This window comes from Vibrio sp. YQ_11 (genome assembly GCF_043103065.1).
GTDB lineage: Bacteria > Pseudomonadota > Gammaproteobacteria > Enterobacterales > Vibrionaceae > Vibrio > Vibrio parahaemolyticus.
This window is the reverse complement of record NZ_JBICJM010000007.1, coordinates 92,127-117,444: the sequence shown is the minus strand read 5'-3', so window position 1 is coordinate 117,444 and position 25,318 is coordinate 92,127. Positions and strand designations below refer to the sequence as shown.

The window sequence follows — 25,318 nt, the reverse complement described above, 5'->3', positions numbered from 1 at the left end:
TTCTAATGTATTTCTAAATTAACTGGTTAAACGTAACTTCTTCATTCCCAAAGTATCTCTGGCTTCGCAGTCACCATATCCGACAAACGAGAGCCAATCTCCCTCCGACGCCCTACAGTCAATTTTGAGTAGCGCCTTGTTGATGAAAGGTCAGCGTGATTCAACTGCTTGGCTATGTCGTGTAACGAGACTCCTTGTGACGCCAAAAGCGACCCAACTGTATGGCGAGCACTGTGCAGGGTTAGATTCGCTTTATCACCGGGTATGTCGGGCAGTCCCATCTTAGCTTTGATAGCCTTGAAAGCATGCCTAGGTTGCCCTACTGGTTTACCCTTTTTGCGTCCAGGAAAGAGATACGGATTATTCGCCACATGAGGCACCGACCTCAAAATATCAAGCATGTAGTCACTTAGGAATAAAACGTGACTAGTACCGTTTTTCGTATGTGGAATAGTGAGTGTTTTCTCCTCCCAATTCACATCGGATTTCAAGCGCAAACGCAGTTCCTTATCCCTCGCGCCAGTCAAAAACAACAAAGCTAGGTACGCGCCAATACTTTTGTCTTCATGGTTCAGAGCGTGACCTATAAACTCCTTTAGCTGTGATTCGGACAAGTACCCAGTTCGCACGTTATCTTCTTTCAACAAGCTCACCTTGTCAGCAATGAGCGGCGCGTCCATCAACTTGTATGCTTGACGATTGATCGTTTTCAATAGAGCCAAAACGCGATTAATCGAAGCAGGAGCATAAGGCTTGCCTTTAATCGTAACGGCATTCTGCATCTCCATTTGGACTTTGATGATATCGGCGGCAGTTAGGTCGTGAATTGATATGTGATGTATTGACTTTGCTAAACGAAATCGCGCTACATCATCTTTCCAACTGCGTTTCTGTTTAGCCAATGGCAGGTAAACTTCATCAAAGAACCGTTCCAGAGTCATCGTCTTCTCGGTAGTCTGATTGTCACGCTCAAGCTTGGGATCAATGCCTTCCAGGATCTTCTGGCGGTATTCCTTAGCGATCTTTCTCAAGGTTACAAGATCTGTCTCAGGGTGACGGCCAAGACCAATCGCAGATTTTTTACCCGGAACCTGAGGGCTAATATACCTAAGCAAGAAGCGTTTCCCGCCAGATTTACCCACTAAGCAACGTACGCCAGTAGGTAAGCCACTATCTCTCATAGCAGATAAATTGACTTCGTAATCAGCGGATTTTGCAGTTCTAGGGTTGGGTTTAAGGTTGTTGAGGAAAGTGGTGGTGAGTCGCTGTGATTTACTCATTCAAACCTCCATTAACTAGATATTCAATTAGTTAATATGTGTTTGAATGGGTGTTTGTTACAGCTAAATAAAAGCCGAACGATACAACATGAAGTTATATGGTTCGGCTTTACCCACCCCTATCCCTAATAAACCTTGAACCGTTTCAGCTACTTGCCTCAGCGTTTTCACTTAGTCAGTGACAGGTTACAAGGTTATCCGAATACCTATACACGACCTCAACTTTAAAGCTAAGGTGGTGCTCATGATGAAAGGTACTTGTTGTTGAACTGACATCCAGTTCTGCTTTGAGGATTAAGCCCCTCTTTGGCTATTGGGTTTTCGGCTACATCTTAAAACGGCAACAGATCGCTATGCAAACCAAGTTTCATTAGCTTTTGATAAAAAGAAAATCTCATCGGTGAAGTATGCTTGAGATTAAAAAAATGGGAAGGCAAATTTAAATCCAATCGAGCGGTTATGGAAAGTGATGAATGAGCATGCGAGGAACAATATTTACTTCTCCTCGAAGGCTGAATTTACAACGGCTATTAATGAATTTTTCAATGTAACGTTGCCAGAAGTTGCAGGCTCACTGGTATCCCGAATTACGGATAATTTTCAGATTTTGAAACCTGCATCTTCAAGTTGAGCGAGTATATAATCGGACGAGAAGGCACAGTGCTCTTGGGTATCTAAGCCCAGTTAACTTTGAACAGCAAAATGTCGCTTAATGAAGTGTCCAGTCTAGCTGGAGCAGATCAGAGTTTTGCTTACCAGATCGAAAGACAGTTTACCTCCAATGTGTTTCTTCTAGCTCTTTTTGAGCTTTATCTAGCAACGCCATTAGTCTGTCTGCATCTTTGTATTTCCCTGCGATGATGGCACTGCGTAATTCGACCTGTAGAGCCTTCAATTTATCTAAGCCAGTTGGAGGTTTCGCAAGACGACGCAAACCATCAGCTTGATCCATAGATCTGATGTCATTGTTCATTTAATCTCCCATTTCGATGAAGAACTATATCTATTTGAGTTTGATGAGAAAAAACTTCTGCTGAACAATTTACACACTCATATTTGAAGTATTTTTTGCGGAATACTTTTTCTATGAATGAGCGGTGTATTCGATTAAACACCGTACTCTTATTACACGAAGGGCACACCCCATAAAGTTGCATATAAATTAGCCTACTGACGAACGGACAATATTTTATTCATACCCAAATTGATATGAAACTTGGTTATATGCATGACATTACTTCAAGTTTTTGTTTTTTGATGTGATCTTTGCCGCATAATTTAATGTTAAATAGGCGGTTGGATAAAGTTGGCAGCGGTAGGTTGAAGGTAGATTTATGTAGGATTTTTACACAGGCTAGGCTAAATATTTTCTGCAATTTCTTGTCTATTGGCGATATTGAGCGTATCCGCCCCGTGGGAGCATGGGGAGAATACTGGAAAACAGCTTAATAAAGATTTATACCGAGAGCGAGCCGATGTGCTCAGAGAGTGGGCTGGTGCAGAGATTCTTTACCTAACCATATTTAACGATAGTAGTATCTTGGCAAATGGCGTGTCTGTAGAGCTAATAATTCCACGCCACAAAGGGTCATCACTTCACGTACCCAAGAATAAGTATCCAGAAGAGCCTAAAGCAGAATACGAACCTTACGATAGATTAAAAATTAAAGGTATTCATAGTCTTAATAATCTACCAGACTTGAGTGTGTCATCTGATACTAAAAACTACTACATCAATTGGAGTGTAAACCGCCTGCAAGCGCAAACCAATTTAGAAGCAGATGGGTATGTACTAATTAAAACTGATAAGCCACTTGAGACTCAATGCACTATCTTTTGTGATGAGTTGCCTCAGCCAACCAAGACTACATTCAAGTCAAACCCACCGTTGGGTACTGCTATTGTTTCTGTAGATGAATTGTCGGATGAATCCTACTATACATCATTGCGCGATAAGCTCATTATGGATGGGTATGTTATAAGAGTTTTTGAAGAAATGTTGAACGAATATGAGCTTGAGGACTAGGTAGTTCTAGCACTGCGTTTGTTTACATATTGACATTTATCGCTACTTGCAGAATGTGAGGGACAAAGAGTTTTATTGAGCTGAAGGTTAAGTGTCAAAGAAATCAATAGAAACTTTTTGCTAGAGCTTCAATTTTCAACAATTGTATAGGTTAGTCTTTGGCCTAATTTCAATAACACACCTAGTATAAGGTGGTAGCTATGGCTCTGATCAAATGTCCTGAATGCTATACAGAAGTTAGTACTTCTGCATATAACTGCCCTAAATGTGGGGGGGCAGCTAATTGCTTAGCAATTTTCAACAACTGCCTTGTATATTTGTATTTTTTACCGTCACTTTTGTCATGCTAACCAACTGTTATTTAATAGAAAGCCGATGGCATTAAACCATCGGCTTTAGACTTAGTCATCCCCTAAGTAGTCATCATTATTTGGATTGTGAGCATCCGCCCAGTCATCCATATCAGAATCATTATTAGGGTTATTAATATCAGACCACAGGTCTAGCTCGTCTTGTGACATATCTGAAGGATCCATCATAATTATTTCTTTCCTTGATAACGTGAGTTGTTTGGGTTTAGTTGATTTGCTCGATTATCTTGAGCCTTTTGGTACGTGGTGTTATGTCCAGATGTACCTTTGTTGCTGTTAGCTTGATTTGCTTTATGGTTGTTCTGTTTGTTGCTCATCGTTCTATCTCCTTTGTTGAATGAACGATGACATTGTATGAGAGGTGGTTTAGTAGCGACGATGATGGGACGGTGATTGTTCAGTGATTCTTAGTGATATTCAGTGATTTTGGACGAATGAGTGGAAAATGTCATAGCTTAAAATGGAAACTACCACTGTATTACCTACAGATTTCGCCACCAGAGCCACTAACATAGTATTAATAATAACCAGTACAACAGCAGCCTATGGCAAGCTGTTGTACTGGTTATTATATATTAAATATAAAAATCCCATCCAAGATCTAGACCTCATCTATCAAGCCACATCAACACTAATCTCGCACGCAACTCATCAGAGAGTACCGAGATCATCACTCAGCAAGCTTAGAGCAGCGATATTCATACCCTGATGGTTAGTAGTAGCGATGGAGAATACCGCCATTTATTACTCTTTAATGAGGTCGGTAAGTCAGCCGACTAACACCTAACCCATTTTTTCTTGGACTGAGGACTACGCTTGATTTGGTTATTTTTGGAAAGCTCATTGATTGCCTTGGTAAAATCTGACTTTGACAGCCCTAGCTGCTTTTGAAAGCTAGGATCTAAAGCACGAGGAGACTTCAAAGCATGAAGAAGCTTGTCTTCAGGGGATTTTTGGGGTGTCTGTTGTGACTTAATAATTGGAACAACGGTGTTGTCTCTAGTTCTGATGCTTTGACAAGGTGCGCCTAATTGCTTGCACTGAAACTCAAATGCTGAAATCAAACTTTCATCGTTACTGTATAGCTCAAAATGAACAGAGCCCAACTGCTTTTTATCTAAAGCAAGTAGCACCCTAGACAGATATGCAATGATATAGAAATCGGCTTGGTTCTGACCTGTCGGATAGTCAGATAAGAACAGATACAACGACTTTTCACAAACAAGCTTGACTGAATCTGACTTAGAAAAAACAAAGACTTTATCAACGACCGAAGCATTAATTTTTTCTAGCTCCTTCAGTCCTACATTTTCAGCATCGACGAAAATCATCTTCATAGTTGGCCAAGCTCCATTTGTTCACCACTATAAAGAAGATTACACAGTTGCATATCGATATCAACTTGGAGTTAATTCATCTGTGTGATTGATTGTAGGTGTATTACCCCAACGCGCTTCCAACACACACCGCAAAACCGCCTAACTCAAACTGGCTTTTCGACTATCCATCGAAACGATCCGTTGTTCCATAAGGGCAAAACCAAAACCGCATAGCACCGTAAAGTCACCATGGTCGTACCATGGCTCTTCTCGCTCGAAGCCCTTGATAATACTGGCTTGCGAGATTACAGAAGTTTGCATTTGTTGGATTTACTAGGATTCCCTTGCGCACAGAATCGTCATGCGATGAACCATATATGGACCATGGGAGAAATTTTAAGGCGGATAAAGAGAGCTTATTGGAGCGAAAAAAGAGATGACAACAGGAAAGGAGTTTTGAGGTAAGCAACTGAAAACTAGAACATTTTCAAACACCTAAAACGACGAAAGGCCGCTATAAAAGCGACCTTTCTATGTATGGTACCGGTGGGCGGACTTGAACCGCCACGCCCGAAGGCAACGGATTTTGAATCCGTCGTGTATACCAATTTCACCACACCGGCATCTCTGGGCTATTGCCCTTTGATGGTTGGCATTATACGTAAGCTTTTGACCTGCGCAAGCAGAAAAACCTTAAATAACTATCGTTTGCTGATAATTTCGCCACAAAGTGTGACAAAGCTAAGCTCAGAGAAGAAAATCAAATTCATCTTCACAAAAAATCGCGCAAAATTCTCTCTCGTTCAGAAAAGATTTACTGTCGATTCACTGTAATATCAGAAACGTAGCCGTTGCCAATGTTAGCTAGCGCACCATGTATCATTAATGCTGCATCTTCTGCACTCATAAAGCTACTCGTATCCAAGCTCTTACCACTGGTTTCCCAAAACTCCGTCGCCATTCCTCCCGGATACACGGCAATAATCTTCATTGGCTTACCTTTCAGCTCCAGACGAACCGATTCAATCAATCCTTTGACTGCCCATTTCACAGCACAGTATGTGGATTCTTGAGCTTTGGGCTGCTGAGCCGCAGTAGACATGATCATCACTATATTAACAGGCTGATCCTTGTATCGCTTAACCAACTCACGAAGCACGTTAATCGCTGAGCTGAGATTATTCTCTATTAAGGTTTGAATCTGCTCTGGATCTTGCTCTTCTAACAACCCAAAGTACCCACTGCCTGCACTGTGAACCACCGTGCTCGGAATAGAATCTAACTGTTCAAACAATTGTTCCACTTCTTGATGGGATGCGAGATCACAAGCTCGATAGCCAACATTGTTCGATAAGCGGTTTGTGACTGTAGAGAGCTTACTCTCACTTCGTCCAGTCAGATAAGTGGCTTTCCCTTCCGCATCATAAAGCTTGGCCAACTCCGCCCCTAAGCCGCTACTTGCACCTGTGATTACAATCATTTTCTACCTCGTTCGTAAAAATGCTTTCTAATGTGTGTACCAATTAAGGTAACGGAATATAGGCTGATTCACATCTTACGAACGCCATTCTTTGAAGCAGCATGACTTTCTGATTTTAACGCTCGTTAACTTCTAAATATGCCCAATAGTTTTCAAAACTATCCAATGGTTCGGATACCTGTACCTTGATCACGAAGCCCATCAAGCACAAAGAGAAACCGGAAATTTCACCTATGCTTAAACAAAGAATAACGTTTTGAATTTCCTATCGACTTTCTCACTAAAGATAAGAGGCACATGAGAATGACCGGCTCCAAATGGCAGTGGCTGCTTAAACAAATGACACGTAAACTGTGGGTTCGTACATCACTTTTCGCCTTACTTGCTGTTGTAACCGCCCTGATCTCTATTGTTTTAAATAAATTCATTACCCTGCCTCCCACCATCAATGTCAGTAATGAGCTGCTGAATAACATATTGAATATTCTCGCGACGTCGATGCTGGCGGTGACGACGTTTTCACTCAACATTATGGTTTCAGCGTACAGCGCGGCCAGTGCAGGGGTCACTCCTAGAGCTACTAAGCTATTGATGGAAGACAGCACAACGCAAAATGCTCTGGCGACTTTTCTTGGCTCATTCTTGTTTAGTTTGGTAGGCATCATCGCACTTGGTATTGGCGCCTATCACGAGCAGGCACAGATCTATTTGTTCATCGTAACCATGGTGGTGATCATTATGATCATCCTGACTCTACTTCGCTGGATTCAGCACCTATCTGTACTTGGTAGAGTCTCGGAAACCACCTCAAATGTGGAACAAGCGCTATTAAGTGCGATTCGAAAACGAGGCTGTGAGCCTTGGCTGGGTGCATTTCCTTGGAGTCATCCAGAGCACAAACCGAGAGGAAGCAAACCGATTGTCAGCAAAGAAATTGGTTACTTACAACATATTGATATGCACCACCTAGATAGTGTTGCTAAAGCCTCTCAATCCACTATCTATATTGAGAGGCAGCCAGGGAGTTTTGTTTATCTTGGTCAACCATTGGCTTGGGTCTGTGGCGAATTAACAGAAGAAAGTGAGGTAACGGCAGCGTTCACGATCCGAACTGAGCGATCCTATGACCAAGATCCTCGCTTTGGCTTAGTTGTACTTGCAGAAATAGCCTCTAGGGCCCTCTCTCCTGCCGTTAATGATAATGGTACTGCGATTGATGTTCTGGGACGTTCGATTCGGGCGCTTTCACTTTGGGGAGAACTTATTAGCCAACAGCCGACCAAAACTCGCTTCCCAAGATTGTTTGTGCCCTCGTTAAACTGCCAAGATTTATTCGATGATGTCTTTTTGCCGATAGCGCATGATGGGGCAGCTCAACTGCAAGTTCAGGTTCGCCTGCAAAAGGCATTACTAGCCCTGTCTAGTATGTATCCCAAGCTGTTTAGCGCTCCAGCAACCAAGCTTTCAGAGAAAGCATTAGAACTCGCGTTGACCCAACATTTTACTGAAGATGAAAAGCATCAACTTGCGCAACTTTCGAACCAGGTAACTGACCCAAAAACACGGTGTTGACGATTCATTCAATCAGCATCGTTTTAAGCATACGCCTCAAACATGCGTATGCGCAGCCATCATCCTTCGTGAAAAGTCTCTTAGATTTGGTCGTAATTGGAGAGTCTGTGCGTCAGCTCTCTTTTCACAGACTGGCGGAATCTATATCCTGACGCACAATTTTTAAGGTAAGTGATGGAATTATGACTACTTCTACAACTCTTCCACCAGCGGGATTTTTCCGTCGATTGGCCGCTTTGTTTTATGACACTCTAATTGTCTTAGCCATTGAGATGATGGCGGCGGGTGTCGTAATAGCAGTGGTGTTTGCTTTGAATGCAGCAGGCTTGCTGAGCTACGGAGAATATGTGGATGCCGCAGATATGTTAGGGAAACACCCGGTGTTGAGTCCGATATTCACACTTTATCTGGCGGTAGTCTGGATTTACTTCTTCGTCTTTTTCTGGACGCGAGCAGGTCAAACCCTAGGCATGCGCGCTTGGAAAATGCAAATTCGAAACGCGAAAGACGGCGCTCCAATTACGGCGACTCAAGCATTAATCCGCCTTGCGACATCAGGCTTTGGTCTTGCGAACTTAACCGTGCCAATTGACCCGCAAAAACGTGGTTTCCACGATATCTGGGCAAAAACTGAAGTGGTGGTTTTGCCAAAAGCAAAATAAATCGCCTAGAAACAAAAAAGGAAGGCATAGCGCCTTCCTTTTTCTTTGATTATAGCTTTCTTCTTAGCAACGCCACCGCAATCGCCAAAAACGCTAAGCTCGGGGCTAAGGCACCAAATATCGGCGGTATGCCATACACCAGAGTCAATGGCCCGAAGAACTCGCTGGAGATATAGAAAGTGAAACCAGCCACAACGCCAGATAAAACTCTCGCCCCCATTGTTACGCTTCGCAGCGGACCAAAGACGAAAGACAATGCCATCAACATCATTACGGCAATCGACAAAGGCTGCGTCAACTTACGCCAAAATGCGAGTTCGTAACGTGAAGCATCTTGCTCTGATGCTTTCAAATACGTCACGTAATCATATAAGCCGCTCAGAGAGAGCTCTTCTGGTTTTACTGTCACCACGGCTAGCTTGTCAGGAGCCAACGACGTGTGCCATTCCATTTGATCCATCTCTTGTTTGGAAATCACGTTTTCGTCTTGCATGTTGGTGATTTGCACGTCACGCATCAACCAATTGTTATCTTGTTGGTAATCCACTTCTTCAGCGAAGATAACTTTTTCTAAGTTCTTGTCATCATCAAAGCGCCACATGTTCAACGCATACAACTTGTCATCTTCCACTTTACCGATGAAGATGAAGTCGTTGGCATCACGAGCCCAAACCCCAGCACGAACCGAAACGATGCTGCCGCCAGACAATGCAAAAGATCGCAAATCACGCGCCATTTTCTGAGCTTCTGGAGCACCCCATTGGCCTAAAGTCATCACGATAAACATCAATGGAACGGCCGTTTTTAGCACGGACAAACCGATATCCAGCTTGGAGAAACCCGCCGCTTGCATGACCACAAGCTCAGAGCTTGACGCCAGCATACCCAAACCAATCAGCGCACCCAGCAATGCTGCCATTGGGAAAAACATTTCAACGTCACGAGGCACGCTCAACAAAACGAAATACAAAGCGTGCGTCAGGTCATACACACCACGCCCCACTTTTCGTAGCTGTTCCACGTATTTGATGATACCCGATAGGCCAACAAACGTTGCCAGAACCAAGGCTGTGGTAGAGATGATGGTTCTACCGATGTAAAGGTCTAAGATTTTGAACACAGCTTACGCGAGCCTCTTCTTACGGAATTTTTCTTTCATTCGTCGAGCTGGAACACTGTCCATCATATTGGCCATGATCGCGACAATCAGCAACATCGCATTAATAGGCCACATGCCAATCGCCGCAGGAATCGCACCATCTTCCAATGCCGATTTTGTCGCACTAATCGCAAGGAAGTATGCCAAGTAAATCAGAATCGCCGGGCCCATTTTGGCAAAGCGCCCTTGACGAGGGTTCACCGCAGACAAAGGAATCACAAGCATCGTGAGCAATGGAATACATACAAACAGAGAAATACGCCATTGCAGCTCCGCTTGCGCTTCAGGATCCGGGTGGCCAATCAAATCCGCCGTTGGGTAAGCTTCCCAGTCACGACCTTTCTGTTTGACTTCACGCTGCCCGATCACCCCTTCATATTCATCAAATTTGGTGATCATATACTCCACGCGAGTTGGCACACCTTCATAGCGTGTACCTTCTTGCATCGTAATAACCTGACGGCCATCTGACAGTTCTTTTACTTCACCAGAAGAAGAGAACATCACGCTAGGTAGAACCGAATCTCGTGGACGCATTTGCGCGACAAACACGTTACTAAGCGTGCTGTCCTTAATATCGTCAATGAACACCACGGATGAACCGTCTGGCGTACCTTGGAACTGACCCTTTTTAAGTAAGTCGACGCTATTTTCCGCCGCGACTTGTTCGTAAAGGTGTTCCACTCGGTCTTGAGACCAAGGTGATAACCAAAGTGCATTAAACGCAGCCACACCAGAGGTGATCAACGCCAAGTAAAGTGCAGCTTGCACTAGGAACTTGTTGCCGATCCCCGTCGCATTCATCACGACAATTTCGCTTTCTGCATAGAGACGACCAAAAGTGATCAATATGCCGATGTACAAACTCAATGGCAGCATCAATAAACCCATTGCTGGCATGTTCAAACCAACAATAGAGAAAATCAATCCAGCAGGAATATCCCCGTCAGAAGCATCAGCGAGAACACTGATGAACTTCTGGCTCACAAACACCAAAAAAAGTACGAAAAAAATCGCAAATTGACTCTTGAGTGTTTCGCGGATCAAATATCTAACAATAATCACGCTGAAATTACCTATACAAAACTTGTTTTTTTGGTCGAATCACTATAGTTTCCCGTTGAACCATTTATTTTTTTAAAAATTATAAACTAAATGTTAGTCGCTTAAATCAGCTCTAAATGTAAGCTCGGAGCTAAAATTCAACAAGTAAGCGATCATTATCTAACATTTAGAGCAATTTGTCTTCAGGATGTAGGAGTACGCATGGAGTTCAGTGTTAAAAGTGGCAGTCCAGAGAAACAACGTAGCGCATGTATCGTTGTTGGTGTGTTTGAACCACGTCGCCTTTCTCCAGTAGCCGAGCAACTTGATAAAATCAGTGACGGTTACATCAGTTCACTACTTCGCCGTGGTGATCTAGAGGGTAAACCTGGTCAGATGCTGCTACTGCATCAAGTACCAGGTGTTTTGTCAGAGCGCGTTTTACTTGTCGGTTGCGGTAAGGAACGTGAGCTTGGCGAGCGCCAGTACAAGGAAATCATTCAAAAGACGATCAGCACACTTAACGAAACAGGTTCAATGGAAGCTGTATGTTTCCTAACAGAACTGCACGTTAAAGGTCGCGATACTTACTGGAAAGTTCGCCAGGCAGTAGAAGCGACGAAAGATGGTCTATACACATTCAACCAATTCAAGAGCGTTAAACCTGAAACTCGCCGCCCACTGCGTAAACTTGTTTTCAACGTACCAACGCGTCGTGAATTGAGCCTAGGTGAAAAAGCAATCACCCACGGTCTAGCCATTGCGTCTGGTGTAAAAGCATCGAAAGACCTTGGCAACATGCCACCAAACGTAGCCAACCCAGCTTACCTTGCCTCTCAAGCTCGTCGTCTAGCGGACGATTACGAAAGCGTAACCACCAAGATCATCGGTGAGCAAGAGATGGAAAAACTGGGCATGACATCTTACCTAGCGGTAGGTCGTGGTTCGAAGAACGAATCTATGATGTCTATCATCGAGTACAAGGGTAACCCTGACTCAGATGCAAAACCTATCGTGCTTGTAGGTAAAGGTCTAACCTTCGATTCAGGCGGTATCTCATTGAAACCGGGCGAAGGTATGGATGAGATGAAGTACGACATGTGTGGTGCGGCATCGGTATTCGGTACAATGAAAGCTTTAGCGAAGCTAAACCTACCAATCAATGTAATTGGTGTTCTAGCTGGCTGTGAAAACATGCCAGGCAGCAACGCTTACCGTCCAGGTGACATCCTGACCACAATGTCAGGTCAAACTGTTGAAGTACTAAATACTGACGCAGAGGGCCGTTTGGTTCTGTGTGATGCACTGACCTACGTAGAGCGTTTCGAACCAGACTGTGTTGTTGACGTAGCAACACTAACAGGCGCTTGTGTTATCGCACTTGGCCACCACATCAGTGGCGTTCTATCGAACCACAACCCACTGGCGCACGAACTTGTAAACGCATCTGAGCAATCAAGTGACCGCGCGTGGCGTCTACCAATGGCGGACGAATACCACGAACAGTTGAAGAGCCCATTTGCTGATATGGCAAACATTGGTGGTCGCCCTGGTGGCACTATCACTGCGGGTTGTTTCCTGTCTAAGTTTGCGAAAAAGTACAACTGGGCACACATTGATATCGCAGGAACTGCGTGGAAGTCAGGCGCAGCGAAAGGCTCAACGGGCCGTCCTGTCTCAATGCTTGTCCAATTCCTTTTGAACCGCAGCGGCCAAGAGACAGAAGAGTAATTTCTGAACAAAATCGAAAAGGGCCGCAAGGCCCTTTTTTATTACCCCGATTTTCTTCATTGAAAATGGGCTTTAAGATGGTCTTAGGATGAGACCAAGGCAAGTGAGAGAATGATGCAAACTGCGACCTTCTACATCATTAACGAAGAGAGCCCGCAAGCAACGACGGCTGGCTTTGAAGAGTACATCGTTTTTTTGGCGCAGCATTTCGCACGCCAAGGCGCTAAAGTGTACCTAAACTGCCAAGATAAACCGCATGCCGAACAGCTTGCTGAAGCTTTCTGGCAAATTGATGCAGACCAGTTCATGGCACATAATCTCGTTGGCGAAGGACCGAAATACGCCACCAATATTGAAATCGGCCACGATGGCGTGAAACCATCTTGGAATCGTCAACTGGTAATTAATTTGGCGGAAAATGAGACAACCTTTGCGAACAAGTTTGCTCAAGTGGTAGACTTCGTGCCTTGCGAAGAAAAAGCTAAACAGCTCGCAAGGGAAAGATATAAAATTTACCGACAAGCAGGCTACCAGCTGCAAACGATCGAAATTCAATATCCTTAGCGGTCAATCCTTATAGTTAAGCTCTCTCTTTAGAGAGTTCACTTATAGAGATTGACTAAGATTCAACCATCAACGTATCCATTTAAAGAGCGCTATGGAAAAGACATACAACCCAACTTCAATCGAACAAGCTCTGTATCAGACTTGGGAAGAGAAAGGCTACTTTAAGCCACACGGTGACACTACTAAAGAATCATACAGCATCATGATCCCGCCACCGAACGTCACTGGTAGCCTACATATGGGCCACGCGTTCCAAGATACGATCATGGATACGCTTATCCGTTGTGAACGTATGAAGGGTAAAAACACCCTTTGGCAAGTAGGTACTGACCACGCAGGTATCGCTACTCAGATGGTTGTTGAGCGTAAGATCGCAGCAGAAGAAGGCAAAACTAAGCACGATTACGGTCGTGATGCTTTCATCGACAAAATCTGGGAATGGAAAGGCGAATCAGGCGGCACAATCACTAAGCAGCTTCGTCGTCTTGGCGCATCGGTAGACTGGGATCGTGAACGCTTCACGATGGACGATGGTCTGTCTAACGCTGTTCAAGAAGTTTTCGTTCGTCTATACGAAGATGACCTAATCTACCGCGGTAAGCGCCTAGTTAACTGGGATCCAAAGCTACACACCGCTATCTCAGATCTAGAAGTAGAGAACAAAGACACTAAAGGCCACATGTGGCACTTCCGCTACCCGCTAGCAGATGGCGTTAAAACAGCAGATGGCAAAGACTACATCGTTGTTGCAACCACTCGTCCAGAGACCATGCTAGGCGATACTGGTGTTGCGGTTAACCCTGAAGATCCACGTTACAAAGATCTTATCGGTAAAGAAATCATCCTTCCTATCGTTGACCGTCGCATCCCAATCGTGGGCGATGAGCACGCTGATATGGAAAAAGGTACTGGCTGTGTGAAAATCACACCTGCGCACGACTTCAACGACTACGAAGTTGGTAAGCGCCACCAGCTACCAATGATCAACATTCTAACTTTCGACGCAAACATTCGCGGTGCGGCTGAAGTATTCAACACAAACGGTGAGCCAAGCGACGCTTACTCAACAGAACTTCCTGCTAAGTACCACGGCATGGAACGTTTTGCTGCACGTAAAGCTATCGTTGCTGAGTTTGACGAGCTAGGCCTGCTTGAAGAAGTGAAAGATCACGATCTACAAGTTCCTTACGGCGACCGTGGTGGCGTGGTTATCGAACCAATGCTAACTGACCAATGGTACGTACGTACTGCGCCTCTAGCGAAAACAGCAGTTGAAGCAGTAGAAAACGGCGACATCCAATTCGTTCCTAAGCAGTACGAAAACATGTACTTCTCTTGGATGCGTGACGTTCAAGACTGGTGTATCTCTCGTCAGCTATGGTGGGGTCACCGCATCCCTGCTTGGTACGACAACCAAGGCAATGTTTACGTAGGTCGCACTGAAGAAGAAGTTCGCAAGAACAACAACCTAGAGTCAGTCATTGAACTGCACCAAGACGAAGACGTACTGGATACCTGGTTCTCTTCTGCACTATGGACGTTCGGCACTCAAGGTTGGCCAGAGCAAACTGACGATCTGAAAGTATTCCACCCTTCAGATGTATTGGTAACTGGTTTCGACATCATCTTCTTCTGGGTTGCGCGCATGATCATGATGACCATGCACTTCGTGAAAGACGAAAACGGCAAGCCACAAGTACCATTTAAAACGGTTTACGTTACCGGCCTAATTCGTGACGAAAACGGCGACAAGATGTCTAAGTCGAAAGGTAACGTGCTTGACCCAATCGACATGATCGATGGTATCGACCTAGAGTCTCTAGTAGAGAAGCGCACTGGCAACATGATGCAACCTCAGCTAGCGAAGAAGATCGAGAAGAATACTCGTAAGACGTTTGAAAACGGTATCGAAGCATACGGTACAGACGCACTGCGTTTCACGCTTGCAGCAATGGCATCAACAGGTCGCGATATCAACTGGGATATGAAGCGCCTTGAAGGTTACCGTAACTTCTGTAACAAACTATGGAACGCAAGCCGTTACGTAATGATGAACACAGAAGAGCAAGATTGTGGCTTCAACGGTGGTGAGATTGAATACTCACTAGCGGACAAGTGGATCGAGTCTCAGTTTGAACTAGCGGCGAAAGCGTTCAACAACCATATCGACAACTTCCGTCTAGATATGGCGTCTAACACGCTGTACGAATTCATCTGGAACCAATTCTGTGACTGGTACCTAGAGCTAACTAAACCAGTTCTATGGAAAGGTACAGAAGCGCAACAGCGTGGTACTCGCCGTACACTAATCACAGTTCTTGAGAAGACGCTACGTCTGGCTCACCCAGTGATTCCTTACATCACTGAAACTATCTGGCAAAGCATCAAGCCACTAGTTGAAGGTGTAGAAGGCGAGACAATCATGCTGCAAGCACTGCCTCAATTCGACGAAGCAAACTTCAACCAAGAAGCGCTAGACGATATTGAATGGGTGAAAGCGTTCATTACCAGCATCCGTAACCTACGTGCTGAATACGACATCAACCCAGGTAAGCCGCTTGACGTTATGTTGAAAGCAGCAAACGCAGAAGACGCAGCTCGTCTAGAAGCAAACAAGCAAGTACTGATGTCTCTAGCGAAACTAGAATCTGTACGCGTACTTGCTGCTGACGAAGAAACGCCAGCGTGTGCGACAGCATTGGTTGCTAAGTCTGAGCTGATGATCCCAATGGCGGGTCTGATCGACAAAGACGCAGAACTTGCTCGTCTAGATGGCGAAATCAAGAAGACTCACGGCGAAATCAAGCGTATTGAAGGCAAACTAGGTAACGAAGGCTTCGTTGCGAAAGCACCTGAAGCAGTTGTTGCTAAAGAGCGTGAGAAGCTTGAAGGCTACAAAGAAACACTAGCGAAGCTGGAAGAGCAAAAGAAAACCATCGCAGCTCTTTAATCGTTAGCGTTGGACTAGAAGCGAAACGCTTCTGCTCTTAAAATCAGAAAGGTTGGTCATCATGGCCAACCTTTTTTTTTATCAGTCCATTCAGTAAAAATCCTCCTATCGATAGTTTTTACCTATCAAATTAATATCCACCACCCATTGGCGTTAATGAGAAGTATTATCGATAATGTATTCATCGAAACAAACACGATTGAGTAATTATCATGAAAAAGACACTAACATTCGCAACGCTGCATTTTACTATCGCATTTAGTGTCGCTTACGTGCTTACTGGCGACATTCTAATTGGTAGTTTAATTGCCATGATTGAGCCATCAGTAAACACCGTCGCTTTTTACTTTCATGAAAAAGCTTGGGCAAGTGTTCCCGCTTTAAAAGCTCGTCAATTCATGACCAAGCTAAAAACCGCGAGTTTCGCAACGGTACACTTTAGCGTAGCGTTTACGGTGGTTTACTTGTTAACGGGTGATGCATTTATCGGTGGCGTTATGGCAATGCTAGAGCCATCATTAAATACCGTAGCCTACTACTTCCACGAAAAAGTTTGGTTACGTAAATCGTCTGATCAGAGCTCAGCGCCGCATTTTTGCTTCCACAAACACGCTTAAGAGCGGGTCGAAACCGAAGCAACAGCGAGCTCAAACCGATTCATCATTGACAATGTTGCGCACCGCAATTAAATTAATTGCGGTGCGCAACTTATTATAGGTAACTTAAGATGAATCCTCGTCAGCTCAGACATTACTCCCGACAGACCGTCCGCTTGTTAGGTATGCTTGATAAACAATGTGGCGAGGTTACCCTCACCCCAGTACAAGCTCATGCCTTGGGCGAGATCCAATTACAGCCACTGACTATCAATCAACTGGCGCAGCAGCTTAACGTAGATAAATCCAATGCCAGCCGCACCGTAACTGCTCTCATCAAGCAGAGCCTGGTTGAGAGCATCGAAAATCCAAAAGACAAGCGCAGCCAGTTCATAGCTTTGACCGAGCAAGGCCAACACGCGCTATCTCAACTCGACCAACAACAAAATACTTTCTTCGAATCATTGCTATCCCATCTGGACGAAAACGAGCAGCAACAGCTCAAACAAGGGCTTGAAGTGTATCTAAAAGGCTTAACCAAAGTATGCCAAGCAAACCAATTTGTTCTTCGCCCACTCAGCAAGGCCGATAACCCACAAGTCGCCGACGTGATTCGTCAGGTTTCCGCGGAATATGGTCTAACCGCAGACAAAGGATACGGCGTCGCAGACCCAACACTTGATGACATGTATTCTGTGTATAACCAACAAGGTGCCGCTTATTGGGTGATTGAGCACAATGGCGTCATCGTCGGTGGTGGTGGTTTTGCTCCACTAGCAGGCGAACCTAACGTGTGCGAACTACAGAAAATGTACTTTTTACCCCAAACTCGTGGACACGGCTTGGCAAAACGTATCGTCGCGATGAGTTTGCAACTGGCGAAGCAACTTGGCTATCAAAAGTGTTATTTGGAAACGACAGAGTGCTTAAAAGAAGCGATAGGTTTGTATGAGAAGTTAGGCTTTGAGCATTTACATGCCCCGCTTGGACAAACAGGGCATGATGCATGTGAAGTAGTGATGCTTAAAACACTGTAATAAAGAGCATTACTAAGAATTAAAGCACAACATGGGTAACGCAAAGCTCTTGGCTAAGCGCAACTGAAAATGCTTGGCGCTGCCCATCTAATTCCACCGCAAGTTGGTAGAGATCTTTCGGATCGGGATTATTCAAATCAGCGTACTTAGGCGCTTCGATCTGAAATAACGCACTGGCATGATCGGCGCGCACATCAATTGGAATATGGTAAGTCATACCATCAAACTTCACTGATGCCGAGACCAGACCCGGCACAAAAGTCTGATAGTAAAGATCCACTTTAAACTCACAACCACCACCGTGGTGCCAGATTTGTTCGGTCGCGACACGCTCTAAACGTACGTTGCGAATAAACTGCAGGTAAGGCACTTGCCACACGCCTAAGCGGTCATCGCTTTTTCTATATTCATGATCAGACAGCGAACACAGCTCAGGTTTATCTTCATCAAACAAAAGATCTTCGTCTTCCTCTAAGAACAAGATTTCAAAGCGGTTACGCCCCATTTGCATGTAAGGGCGAATGTCTTTCTTGTAGACATTCTGAGAGCCATCGCAGTCAAACAATGCAACGCCATTCAAACGCACCTCAGCGTGGTAGTCCACCCCACCCAGCACCATTTCAACCGCCGGGAACGCCATCATGGATTCATCCACCTCAATGTCGTGCATCAAGTGCCACTCTTGTTGGCGAATGGCTGCTTCCGTCAGTTCAGCGGGCAGCACCTGACTCAGAGGAGCAGGGAAAGTGATGTCATCCTGTGGGATAGAAAGGTCCGTCAGTGGAGAGACTTGCCATAATCCGGCGAGTGAGAGTTGCATATTTACCTTGAGCTAGATCAATTTTCACGCATTATAGGGAGAAATCCCCCATAAACTCAACGTGAATTGTTTATCGTTACCCAGCGTTGTCATTTTCTAAGCATAAAAAAACCAGCGATAAACGCTGGTTTTTCGAAAACATTAAATTACTCGTCTTCATCATCTTCGTCAGAGTAAAGCGCATCTTCGCCTTCGTAGTACGTACCCCAGCCATCGTAGATGATGTCGTATTTTTCAGCTAGGTGAACCAGCTTTTCAACTTGTACGTCAATCGCCTCTGCATTTAGAGCCGATTCCATTGTCGCGTCACAACACAGCAGTTTGTTGCCGTCTTCGTCTTCTGTTTCTTCTGCTTCTAGAACTTCGAAGCCCATTTTGAACGCTTCAACAACCGCTTTTTCTAGCGTATCGAAATCTTCAGCAAAAAGGTGGTGCTCAATTTCGTATAGCGAATCTGGATCGCTGCCATCTTCTAGCAATGCTGCAATGATATCGCGAGTCTCTTCCTTTTGAATCTCAATTAATTCTTCTACTGATAGATATTCATCTTCGTGAGACATGTTTTTGGCTCCAGATTAGTTACTTGATGGAAACACTATACCCGATACTGAGTATGCTGATCCGGTGAAATATGGCATGGATTGCGATGAAAAGCCACAAACAAACGCCAAACCGCGATGATTCTTTCTGCCCAAATATTAAAACCTATCACAAAGAAACAAAAAGTTAACAAAAAACGGTATTTTTTAATATTCAGAAGATCCTAATTGAGCTCATTGTAGGATATTTGATGGTTTGTTGAGTGATTATGACGCCTGAGTGAATACAGCCACGCTACCAATTTGGAAGGATAACGAATAAAGAAAACTGAAAAACTGCATATTTTAGAATAGAAATGCACGTTTTATGCACTAAGCATGTAATCTTTCCTGCAAAATACAAAAAGAATAAAAACGCATTCATTTAAAAACTAGCAATATGGAATTAAAAACCAAAAATTAAATACAAAAATGCCAACTAAAATAAAAACCACTAAAAATATAACCAATCACAACATTTAAACGAAGTTAACGAATTTGCATCTTTGCCGTAAGGTTGTCATAACTAATGGCTGGAAAATTTGTAAGGATGCAAAATGAGTAAGCTGTACGTTGGATCAGAAGTTGGTCAACTTAGACGAGTACTTTTAAACCGCCCAGAGCGCGCCCTCACCCACCTCACGCCGTCAAACTGCCATGAGCTATTGTTTGATGACGTGCTTGCTGTAGAAGCCGCGGGTGAAGAGCATGATGCTTTTGCTCGAACCTTGAGAGAGCAAGATGTTGAAGTACTTCTGCTCCACGATTTACTGGTGGAAACCCTAGCCGTTCCAGAGGCAAAGCAGTGGCTGTTGAATACGCAGATTTCTGACTTCCGCTACGGGCCAACCTTCGCTCGCGATTTACGCCAATATCTTTTGGAAATGGACGACGAACACCTCGCGACTATTTTGCTTGGCGGCTTAGCCTATTCTGAGTTACCTATTCAATCTTCTTCGATGCTACCGAAGATGAAGCGCCCATTGGATTTCGTGATCGAACCACTGCCAAACCATCTATTTACCCGCGACACCTCATGCTGGGTATATGGCGGTGTATCACTCAACCCAATGATGATGCCTGCGCGCCAACGCGAAACAAACCATTTACGCGCTATCTATCGCTGGCACCCGATCTTTGCAGGCCAAAATTTCATTAAATATTTTGGTGATGATGATCTGCATTACGACAACGCAAACGTTGAAGGCGGAGACGTACTGGTGATCGGTAAAGGCGCGGTATTGATTGGCATGTCTGAGCGAACCACGCCACAGGGGGTAGAAAACTTAGCGGCAAGCCTGTTTAAAGCAGGGCAAGCGAGCGAAGTGATCGCCATTGACCTGCCTAAGCACCGTTCTTGTATGCACTTAGATACGGTCATGACACATATGGATGTGGATACTTTCTCAGTCTACCCAGAAATCATGCGCAAGGATCTGGATACATGGCGTCTGACCCCGAAAGGCACAGACGGTGAAATGCATGTCGAAGCGTCACACAACTACCTACACGCGATTGAATCCGCTCTTGGTCTTGATCAGCTTAAAATCATCACCACAGGCGGTGACAGCTACGAAGCAGAGCGCGAGCAATGGAATGACGCGAACAACGTGTTAACTGTGAAACCAGGCGTTGTGATTGGTTACGAGCGCAACGTCTACACCAACGAGAAGTACGACAAAGCTGGCATCCAAGTGTTGACAGTTCCTGGTAACGAATTGGGTCGTGGTCGTGGTGGTGCTCGCTGTATGAGCTGTCCAATAGAACGAGACGATATATAGCCGATTCACCTTTTACATTAAGTGAATAAAAACTAAGGTTGATGTGAATGCATCAACCTTTTTTAGTTTTACTTTAAAATAATTATTCACAAATAAAGCATTTATATGTTTTAATGCAATGACTCAATTCAATCACACGTACTAAGGGACGAGCTATGGCTTTCAATTTACGTAACCGCAACTTTTTGAAGCTATTGGATTTCTCAACCAAAGAAATCCAGTTCTTGCTCGAACTGTCTGCAGAGCTAAAAAAAGCAAAATATGCAGGAACAGAGCAGAAGACACTTCAAGGTAAAAACATTGCACTCATCTTTGAGAAATCTTCTACTCGAACCCGATGTGCGTTTGAAGTCGCCGCCTTTGATCAAGGCGCACAAGTCACCTATATCGGTCCTTCAGGATCTCAAATCGGCCATAAAGAATCGATGAAAGATACCGCGCGCGTCTTAGGTCGCATGTATGACGGCATCGAATACCGCGGCTTTGGTCAATCCATTATGGAAGAGCTTGGCGCTCATGCGGGCGTGCCGGTTTGGAACGGATTAACTGACGAGTTCCACCCAACGCAAATCCTCGCAGATTTCCTTACCATGCAAGAACATGGTCGTGGCAAACAACTCCACGAAATGACCTTCGCGTACCTTGGCGACGCTCGTAACAACATGGGTAACTCATTGATGGTTGGCGCAGCGAAAATGGGCATGGACATTCGCCTAGTGGCACCAAAAGCATTCTGGCCAGAAGAACATCTTGTCGCGACTTGCCAAGACATTGCTAAACAAACCGGCGCGAAAATCACCTTGACGGAAAACGTCGAAGAGGGCGTGAAAGGCTGTGATTTCCTCTACACTGATGTTTGGGTTTCAATGGGTGAAGCAGCAGAAGCATGGGATGAGCGTGTCGCGCTTATGACGCCTTATCAAATCAATATGGATGTCATCAAGCAGACGGGTAATCCACACGTGAAATTTATGCATTGTCTACCTGCGTTCCATAATGACGAAACCACTGTCGGTAAAGAAATCGCAGAGAAATACGGCATGAAAGGCCTAGAAGTCACCGAAGATGTGTTTGAGTCAGAGTACTCTATCGTCTTTGATGAAGCAGAAAACCGCATGCACACAATCAAAGCCATTATGGTTGCAACGCTAGGAAGTTAGTGTTTTTTGGAAAGCAAAAAGCATGATGTAATCGCTTGCGCTCGCAAAAGTTAGGCGTATAATGCTCGGCAATTTGTCTGAGGATTAAGAAATGACCAAGCTGATTGCTGACGTAAAAACGCGATTTGCTCTAACTAAGCGACTACGCTTACGTGGTGTTATTTTCGTTAATTCTATCGATTTTTAAACCTCCCCATTTGGGGAGGTTTTTTTATGTCCAAAATTCCTCAGCGGTCAATTTTGGAGATAGTCATCACTGTTATAGGGAAGAAGATCATGGCGAACTCGCTTTACCAGAAGCACATCATCTCTATTCCAGAGCTTTCTCGTGAAGAGCTGGAACTTATCGTCGAAACAGCAGGTAATCTGAAGAAGGAACCTCGACCAGAACTGATTAAAAACAAAGTCGTTGCGAGCTGTTTCTTTGAGCCATCAACGCGTACTCGCTTGTCATTTGAGACCGCGATTCAACGCATTGGTGGTGATGTCATTGGTTTTGATAACGATGGTAATACGTCTCTGGCGAAGAAAGGGGAAACGCTTTCTGATTCTGTACAAGTTATCTCTTCATACGTCGATGCATTTGTGATGCGCCACCCTCAAGAAGGTGCAGCGCGCCTTGCTTCCGAGTTTTCGAATGGCGTTCCAGTGATTAACGCGGGCGACGGTGCTAACCAACACCCAACACAAACTCTGCTTGACCTCTACACCATCGCGGAAACGCAAGGTCGCTTAGACAACCTAAACGTAGCATTTGTCGGCGATTTAAAATACGGCCGCACCGTTCACTCACTGACTCAAGCACTGGCGAAGTTCAATAACATCCGCTTCTACTTTGTCGCTCCAGACGCATTGGCGATGCCAGAGTACATCTGCGAAGAACTCGATGAAGCTGGCATTGAATACAGCCTACACACAGAGATGGAAGCGGTAATTCCTGAGCTCGATATTCTTTACATGACTCGCGTTCAAAAAGAGCGTTTCGACGAGTCTGAATATGCGCACATCAAGTCAGCTTACATTCTGACGGCGGCTCTATTGGAAGGCGCGCGTGAAAATCTAAAAGTACTGCACCCGCTACCTCGTGTTGATGAAATCACGACAGACGTAGATAAAACCCCACACGCGTACTACTTCCAGCAGGCACAAAATGGCGTGTACGCTCGCCAAGCGCTGTTGGCTTTGGTTCTAAACGAAACACTGTAATCGAGGAGATAAAAACATGGCTAAAGAAACTCAATTGCAGGTAGAAGCAATCAAAAACGGCACCGTCATCGACCACATTCCAGCACAAATTGGTATCAAAGTGCTGAAATTGTTCGATATGCACAATTCTTCTCAACGTGTAACGATTGGTCTGAACTTGCCATCTTCAGCTCTGGGTCACAAAGACTTGCTGAAGATTGAGAACGTGTTCATCAATGAAGAACAAGCAAGCAAACTGGCGCTGTACGCACCGCACGCGACGGTAAACCAAATCGAAAACTACGAAGTCGTGAAAAAACTGGCTCTAGAGTTGCCAGAGAAAATCAACAACGTGTTTGAGTGTCCAAACTCAAACTGTATCTCTCACAACGAGCCAGTAGAAAGCAGTTTTAAAGTTTTCGAAAAGAAAGAAGAGATTCGTTTGAAGTGCAAATACTGTGAGAAAGTATTCTCACGTGAGATTGTGACTGAGCGATAATCTCGCCAACGCTCCGAACTCTCATACGCATGAAATACCCTGTCTTGGCAGGGTATTTTGCTCTTTACCTGCCGCAGGTTTAAAGGCAAACTGATTACCTTCAAGCATATTAATAAGGCTTGGGTATACTCTTTCTTCCCCTAAAACAGATGGAAAAAATCAAATGACGAAAGTACTTCACACTGAGTCTGCACCAGCAGCAATCGGTCCTTACGTTCAAGGCGTAGATCTAGGCAACATGGTTCTAACTTCTGGTCAAATTCCAGTAAACCCAGCGACAGGTGAAGTGTCTGCTGACATCGCAGAACAAGCTCGTCAATCTCTAGACAACGTAAAAGCGGTTGTTGAAGCATCTGGTCTTAAAGTGTCAGACATCGTGAAAATGACGGTTTTCGTTAAAGATCTAAACGACTTCGGTACAGTAAACGAAGTGTACGGCAAATTCTTTGATGAGCACGAAGTAGCAAACTACCCTGCTCGCTCTTGTGTTGAAGTTGCACGTCTACCAAAAGACGTAGGTATCGAAATTGAAGCAATCGCGGTTCGCAAATAATTGCGATATCAGATTGAATGAATAAAAAATGGGTAGCCTTAGCTACCCATTTTTGTATTCGGTATTTAACCCGTTTAAGCGGCGTTACGCTGTTTTACTTCTTCATCCAGCGCTTCTAGCTTTTCCTTCATCTGCTCGCGGCATACATTTGCGAGTTCACGAATGCCATCTTTACCGTAACCTTCAGTGCTCACCGGTGGCAACATTTCAACAATCACATGACCATTGTTCCAGCGGTTAAGTTTAATGTGGTCAGTGGAGCTACATACGATTGGAATAATTGGCACTTCAGCGCCGATTGCCGCATGGAACGCACCCGTTTTAAACGGCAGCAAACCACGACCACGTGAGCGTGTACCTTCTGGGAACATCCAAACCGACACATCACTTTCTTTCATGCTGTTAACCACTTGGTCGATGGTACCTTTCGCTTTTGAACGGTTTGCACGGTCAATCAGAATATTGCCTGTCAACCAGTAAAGCTGACCAAACAATGGCATCCACGCTAGGCTTTTCTTACCGACGGTCACCACTTTCGGTGTCACTGCCGCAGACACAGTAAACATGTCCCAGTTGTTTTGGTGGTTAGCGATGTAAACGTGCTGACCACGAGAGTACGCATCTTCAGGAATACGTAATTCTAGCGTTACCCCAAATACGCGAGACATCTTGGCAAACAAGCGGCCAAATGTGAAAACGTGTTTAGGATTTCGAGGGCTTAATAGGCAGTAACCACAACCACCAATAAACATCACAATTGCGAAAATTGCGACAGCAAATACACGTAACAGTGCAATCATTCTTGTTCTCCAGGAACCGGCTTTTGCCAGATACAGCTATTAATATCGCTTTTTACATAGTCAGAAACTATGACAGAAAGCGCGATATAAAAAAGCCGAAACCTGAGTTTCGGCTCTCTTCATATCCAAGTCACCTGCTGTGCAGTTT

Annotated in this window: 26 protein-coding genes, 1 tRNA gene and 2 pseudogenes; 16 read left to right on the top strand and 13 right to left on the bottom strand. The window is 44.6% G+C overall.

Annotation, left to right across the window (positions count from 1 at the left end; genetic code table 11):
• Positions 1 to 41: 41 nt before the first annotated feature.
• Positions 42 to 1,280, bottom strand: coding sequence for an integrase family protein (locus ACF8EG_RS05570; protein WP_050920397.1), 1,239 nt, complete (start codon positions 1,278 to 1,280; stop codon positions 42 to 44).
• A 436-nt stretch (positions 1,281 to 1,716) separates the two neighbouring features.
• Between ACF8EG_RS05570 and ACF8EG_RS05565 the strand changes: the two are divergent.
• Both ACF8EG_RS05565 and ACF8EG_RS05560 read left to right on the top strand, forming a co-directional pair.
• Positions 1,717 to 1,911, top strand: a pseudogene (locus ACF8EG_RS05565) (IS630 family transposase); the annotation flags it as partial.
• Positions 1,907 to 1,993, top strand: a pseudogene (locus ACF8EG_RS05560) (IS3 family transposase); the annotation flags it as partial. The pseudogenes ACF8EG_RS05565 and ACF8EG_RS05560, both read left to right, overlap by 5 nt.
• Before the next feature lie 59 nt (positions 1,994 to 2,052).
• On the opposite strand, the gene ACF8EG_RS05555 reads toward ACF8EG_RS05560, so the two are convergent.
• Complete coding sequence (locus tag ACF8EG_RS05555) at positions 2,053 to 2,253, bottom strand: hypothetical protein (protein WP_023585700.1); 201 nt, start codon at positions 2,251 to 2,253, stop codon at positions 2,053 to 2,055.
• Positions 2,254 to 2,676: 423 nt separating this feature from the next.
• On the opposite strand from ACF8EG_RS05555, the gene ACF8EG_RS05550 reads away from it, so the two are divergent.
• Positions 2,677 to 3,306, top strand: a complete 630-nt coding sequence (locus tag ACF8EG_RS05550; protein ID WP_023585699.1) for a hypothetical protein — start codon at positions 2,677 to 2,679, stop codon at positions 3,304 to 3,306.
• 401 nt (positions 3,307 to 3,707) lie between these two features.
• Here the strand turns inward: ACF8EG_RS05550 and ACF8EG_RS05545 are convergent, their stop codons facing one another.
• From ACF8EG_RS05545 to ACF8EG_RS05520, 6 genes are all read right to left on the bottom strand, one after another.
• Positions 3,708 to 3,845, bottom strand: a complete 138-nt coding sequence (locus tag ACF8EG_RS05545; RefSeq protein ID WP_023585698.1) for a hypothetical protein — start codon at positions 3,843 to 3,845, stop codon at positions 3,708 to 3,710.
• Positions 3,846 to 3,847: 2 nt separating this feature from the next.
• Positions 3,848 to 3,994: a hypothetical protein gene (locus ACF8EG_RS05540; protein WP_023585697.1), complete on the bottom strand. Its 147-nt coding sequence runs from the start codon at positions 3,992 to 3,994 to the stop codon at positions 3,848 to 3,850.
• 459 nt (positions 3,995 to 4,453) lie between these two features.
• Positions 4,454 to 5,014, bottom strand: coding sequence for a hypothetical protein (locus tag ACF8EG_RS05535; protein ID WP_023585695.1), 561 nt, complete (start codon positions 5,012 to 5,014; stop codon positions 4,454 to 4,456).
• Between the two features lie 141 nt (positions 5,015 to 5,155).
• Complete coding sequence (locus tag ACF8EG_RS05530) at positions 5,156 to 5,317, bottom strand: hypothetical protein (RefSeq protein WP_158156911.1); 162 nt, start codon at positions 5,315 to 5,317, stop codon at positions 5,156 to 5,158.
• A gap of 217 nt (positions 5,318 to 5,534) precedes the next feature.
• A tRNA-Leu gene (locus tag ACF8EG_RS05525) sits at positions 5,535 to 5,619 on the bottom strand.
• 191 nt (positions 5,620 to 5,810) lie between these two features.
• Positions 5,811 to 6,476: an SDR family oxidoreductase gene (locus ACF8EG_RS05520; RefSeq protein WP_053320664.1), complete on the bottom strand. Its 666-nt coding sequence runs from the start codon at positions 6,474 to 6,476 to the stop codon at positions 5,811 to 5,813.
• Between the two features lie 303 nt (positions 6,477 to 6,779).
• On the opposite strand from ACF8EG_RS05520, the gene ACF8EG_RS05515 reads away from it, so the two are divergent.
• Entirely contained in the window at positions 6,780 to 8,048 is a 1,269-nt protein-coding gene (locus ACF8EG_RS05515) for a DUF2254 domain-containing protein (protein ID WP_025505157.1), read from the top strand.
• Positions 8,049 to 8,230: 182 nt separating this feature from the next.
• A complete protein-coding gene (locus ACF8EG_RS05510; protein ID WP_005461101.1) occupies positions 8,231 to 8,710 on the top strand; it encodes an RDD family protein in 480 nt (159 codons plus the stop codon).
• A gap of 49 nt (positions 8,711 to 8,759) precedes the next feature.
• Here the strand turns inward: ACF8EG_RS05510 and lptG are convergent, their stop codons facing one another.
• Both lptG and lptF read right to left on the bottom strand, forming a co-directional pair.
• Positions 8,760 to 9,830, bottom strand: a complete 1,071-nt coding sequence (lptG, locus tag ACF8EG_RS05505; protein ID WP_042770996.1) for an LPS export ABC transporter permease LptG — start codon at positions 9,828 to 9,830, stop codon at positions 8,760 to 8,762.
• A 3-nt stretch (positions 9,831 to 9,833) separates the two neighbouring features.
• Positions 9,834 to 10,934, bottom strand: coding sequence for an LPS export ABC transporter permease LptF (gene lptF, locus ACF8EG_RS05500; protein WP_005461105.1), 1,101 nt, complete (start codon positions 10,932 to 10,934; stop codon positions 9,834 to 9,836).
• Positions 10,935 to 11,135: 201 nt separating this feature from the next.
• On the opposite strand from lptF, the gene pepA reads away from it, so the two are divergent.
• From pepA to ACF8EG_RS05475, 5 genes are all read left to right on the top strand, one after another.
• Positions 11,136 to 12,644 (top strand): leucyl aminopeptidase, encoded by a 1,509-nt coding sequence (pepA, locus tag ACF8EG_RS05495; protein WP_005461107.1) that lies wholly within the window; start codon positions 11,136 to 11,138, stop codon positions 12,642 to 12,644.
• A 114-nt stretch (positions 12,645 to 12,758) separates the two neighbouring features.
• Complete coding sequence (locus tag ACF8EG_RS05490) at positions 12,759 to 13,208, top strand: DNA polymerase III subunit chi (RefSeq protein ID WP_005497325.1); 450 nt, start codon at positions 12,759 to 12,761, stop codon at positions 13,206 to 13,208.
• Positions 13,209 to 13,302: 94 nt separating this feature from the next.
• The gene (locus ACF8EG_RS05485) at positions 13,303 to 16,161 is read left to right on the top strand and encodes a valine--tRNA ligase (RefSeq protein ID WP_005478852.1); all 2,859 of its coding nucleotides are present in this window, start codon (positions 13,303 to 13,305) and stop codon (positions 16,159 to 16,161) included.
• 212 nt (positions 16,162 to 16,373) lie between these two features.
• Positions 16,374 to 16,778, top strand: a complete 405-nt coding sequence (locus ACF8EG_RS05480) for a DUF2061 domain-containing protein (RefSeq protein ID WP_015297309.1) — start codon at positions 16,374 to 16,376, stop codon at positions 16,776 to 16,778.
• Between the two features lie 110 nt (positions 16,779 to 16,888).
• Entirely contained in the window at positions 16,889 to 17,794 is a 906-nt protein-coding gene (locus ACF8EG_RS05475) for a bifunctional helix-turn-helix transcriptional regulator/GNAT family N-acetyltransferase (RefSeq protein ID WP_025521009.1), read from the top strand.
• A gap of 19 nt (positions 17,795 to 17,813) precedes the next feature.
• Here the strand turns inward: ACF8EG_RS05475 and ACF8EG_RS05470 are convergent, their stop codons facing one another.
• Together ACF8EG_RS05470 and rraB are read right to left on the bottom strand one after the other, a co-directional pair.
• On the bottom strand, positions 17,814 to 18,614 hold the full coding sequence (locus ACF8EG_RS05470) for a hypothetical protein (protein ID WP_029801856.1): 801 nt from the start codon (positions 18,612 to 18,614) through the stop codon (positions 17,814 to 17,816).
• 146 nt (positions 18,615 to 18,760) lie between these two features.
• Entirely contained in the window at positions 18,761 to 19,174 is a 414-nt protein-coding gene (rraB, locus tag ACF8EG_RS05465; RefSeq protein WP_069498171.1) for a ribonuclease E inhibitor RraB, read from the bottom strand.
• Positions 19,175 to 19,749: 575 nt separating this feature from the next.
• On the opposite strand from rraB, the gene arcA reads away from it, so the two are divergent.
• The 6 genes from arcA to ACF8EG_RS05435 all read left to right on the top strand — a co-directional run bounded on the left by arcA (position 19,750) and on the right by ACF8EG_RS05435 (position 24,370).
• Complete coding sequence (arcA, locus tag ACF8EG_RS05460) at positions 19,750 to 20,973, top strand: arginine deiminase (protein WP_053816443.1); 1,224 nt, start codon at positions 19,750 to 19,752, stop codon at positions 20,971 to 20,973.
• A gap of 155 nt (positions 20,974 to 21,128) precedes the next feature.
• A complete protein-coding gene (locus ACF8EG_RS05455; RefSeq protein ID WP_069507422.1) occupies positions 21,129 to 22,133 on the top strand; it encodes an ornithine carbamoyltransferase in 1,005 nt (334 codons plus the stop codon).
• Positions 22,134 to 22,224: 91 nt separating this feature from the next.
• Positions 22,225 to 22,320, top strand: coding sequence for a hypothetical protein (locus tag ACF8EG_RS05450; protein WP_005497312.1), 96 nt, complete (start codon positions 22,225 to 22,227; stop codon positions 22,318 to 22,320).
• A gap of 89 nt (positions 22,321 to 22,409) precedes the next feature.
• The gene (gene pyrB, locus ACF8EG_RS05445) at positions 22,410 to 23,339 is read left to right on the top strand and encodes an aspartate carbamoyltransferase (protein ID WP_005484879.1); all 930 of its coding nucleotides are present in this window, start codon (positions 22,410 to 22,412) and stop codon (positions 23,337 to 23,339) included.
• A gap of 16 nt (positions 23,340 to 23,355) precedes the next feature.
• Complete coding sequence (pyrI, locus tag ACF8EG_RS05440) at positions 23,356 to 23,817, top strand: aspartate carbamoyltransferase regulatory subunit (RefSeq protein WP_005455107.1); 462 nt, start codon at positions 23,356 to 23,358, stop codon at positions 23,815 to 23,817.
• Positions 23,818 to 23,980: 163 nt separating this feature from the next.
• Complete coding sequence (locus ACF8EG_RS05435) at positions 23,981 to 24,370, top strand: RidA family protein (RefSeq protein ID WP_005455108.1); 390 nt, start codon at positions 23,981 to 23,983, stop codon at positions 24,368 to 24,370.
• Positions 24,371 to 24,444: 74 nt separating this feature from the next.
• On the opposite strand, the gene ACF8EG_RS05430 is transcribed toward ACF8EG_RS05435, so the two are convergent.
• Positions 24,445 to 25,170 (bottom strand): 1-acylglycerol-3-phosphate O-acyltransferase, encoded by a 726-nt coding sequence (locus tag ACF8EG_RS05430; protein WP_069507423.1) that lies wholly within the window; start codon positions 25,168 to 25,170, stop codon positions 24,445 to 24,447.
• Between the last annotated feature and the right edge of the window lie 148 nt (positions 25,171 to 25,318).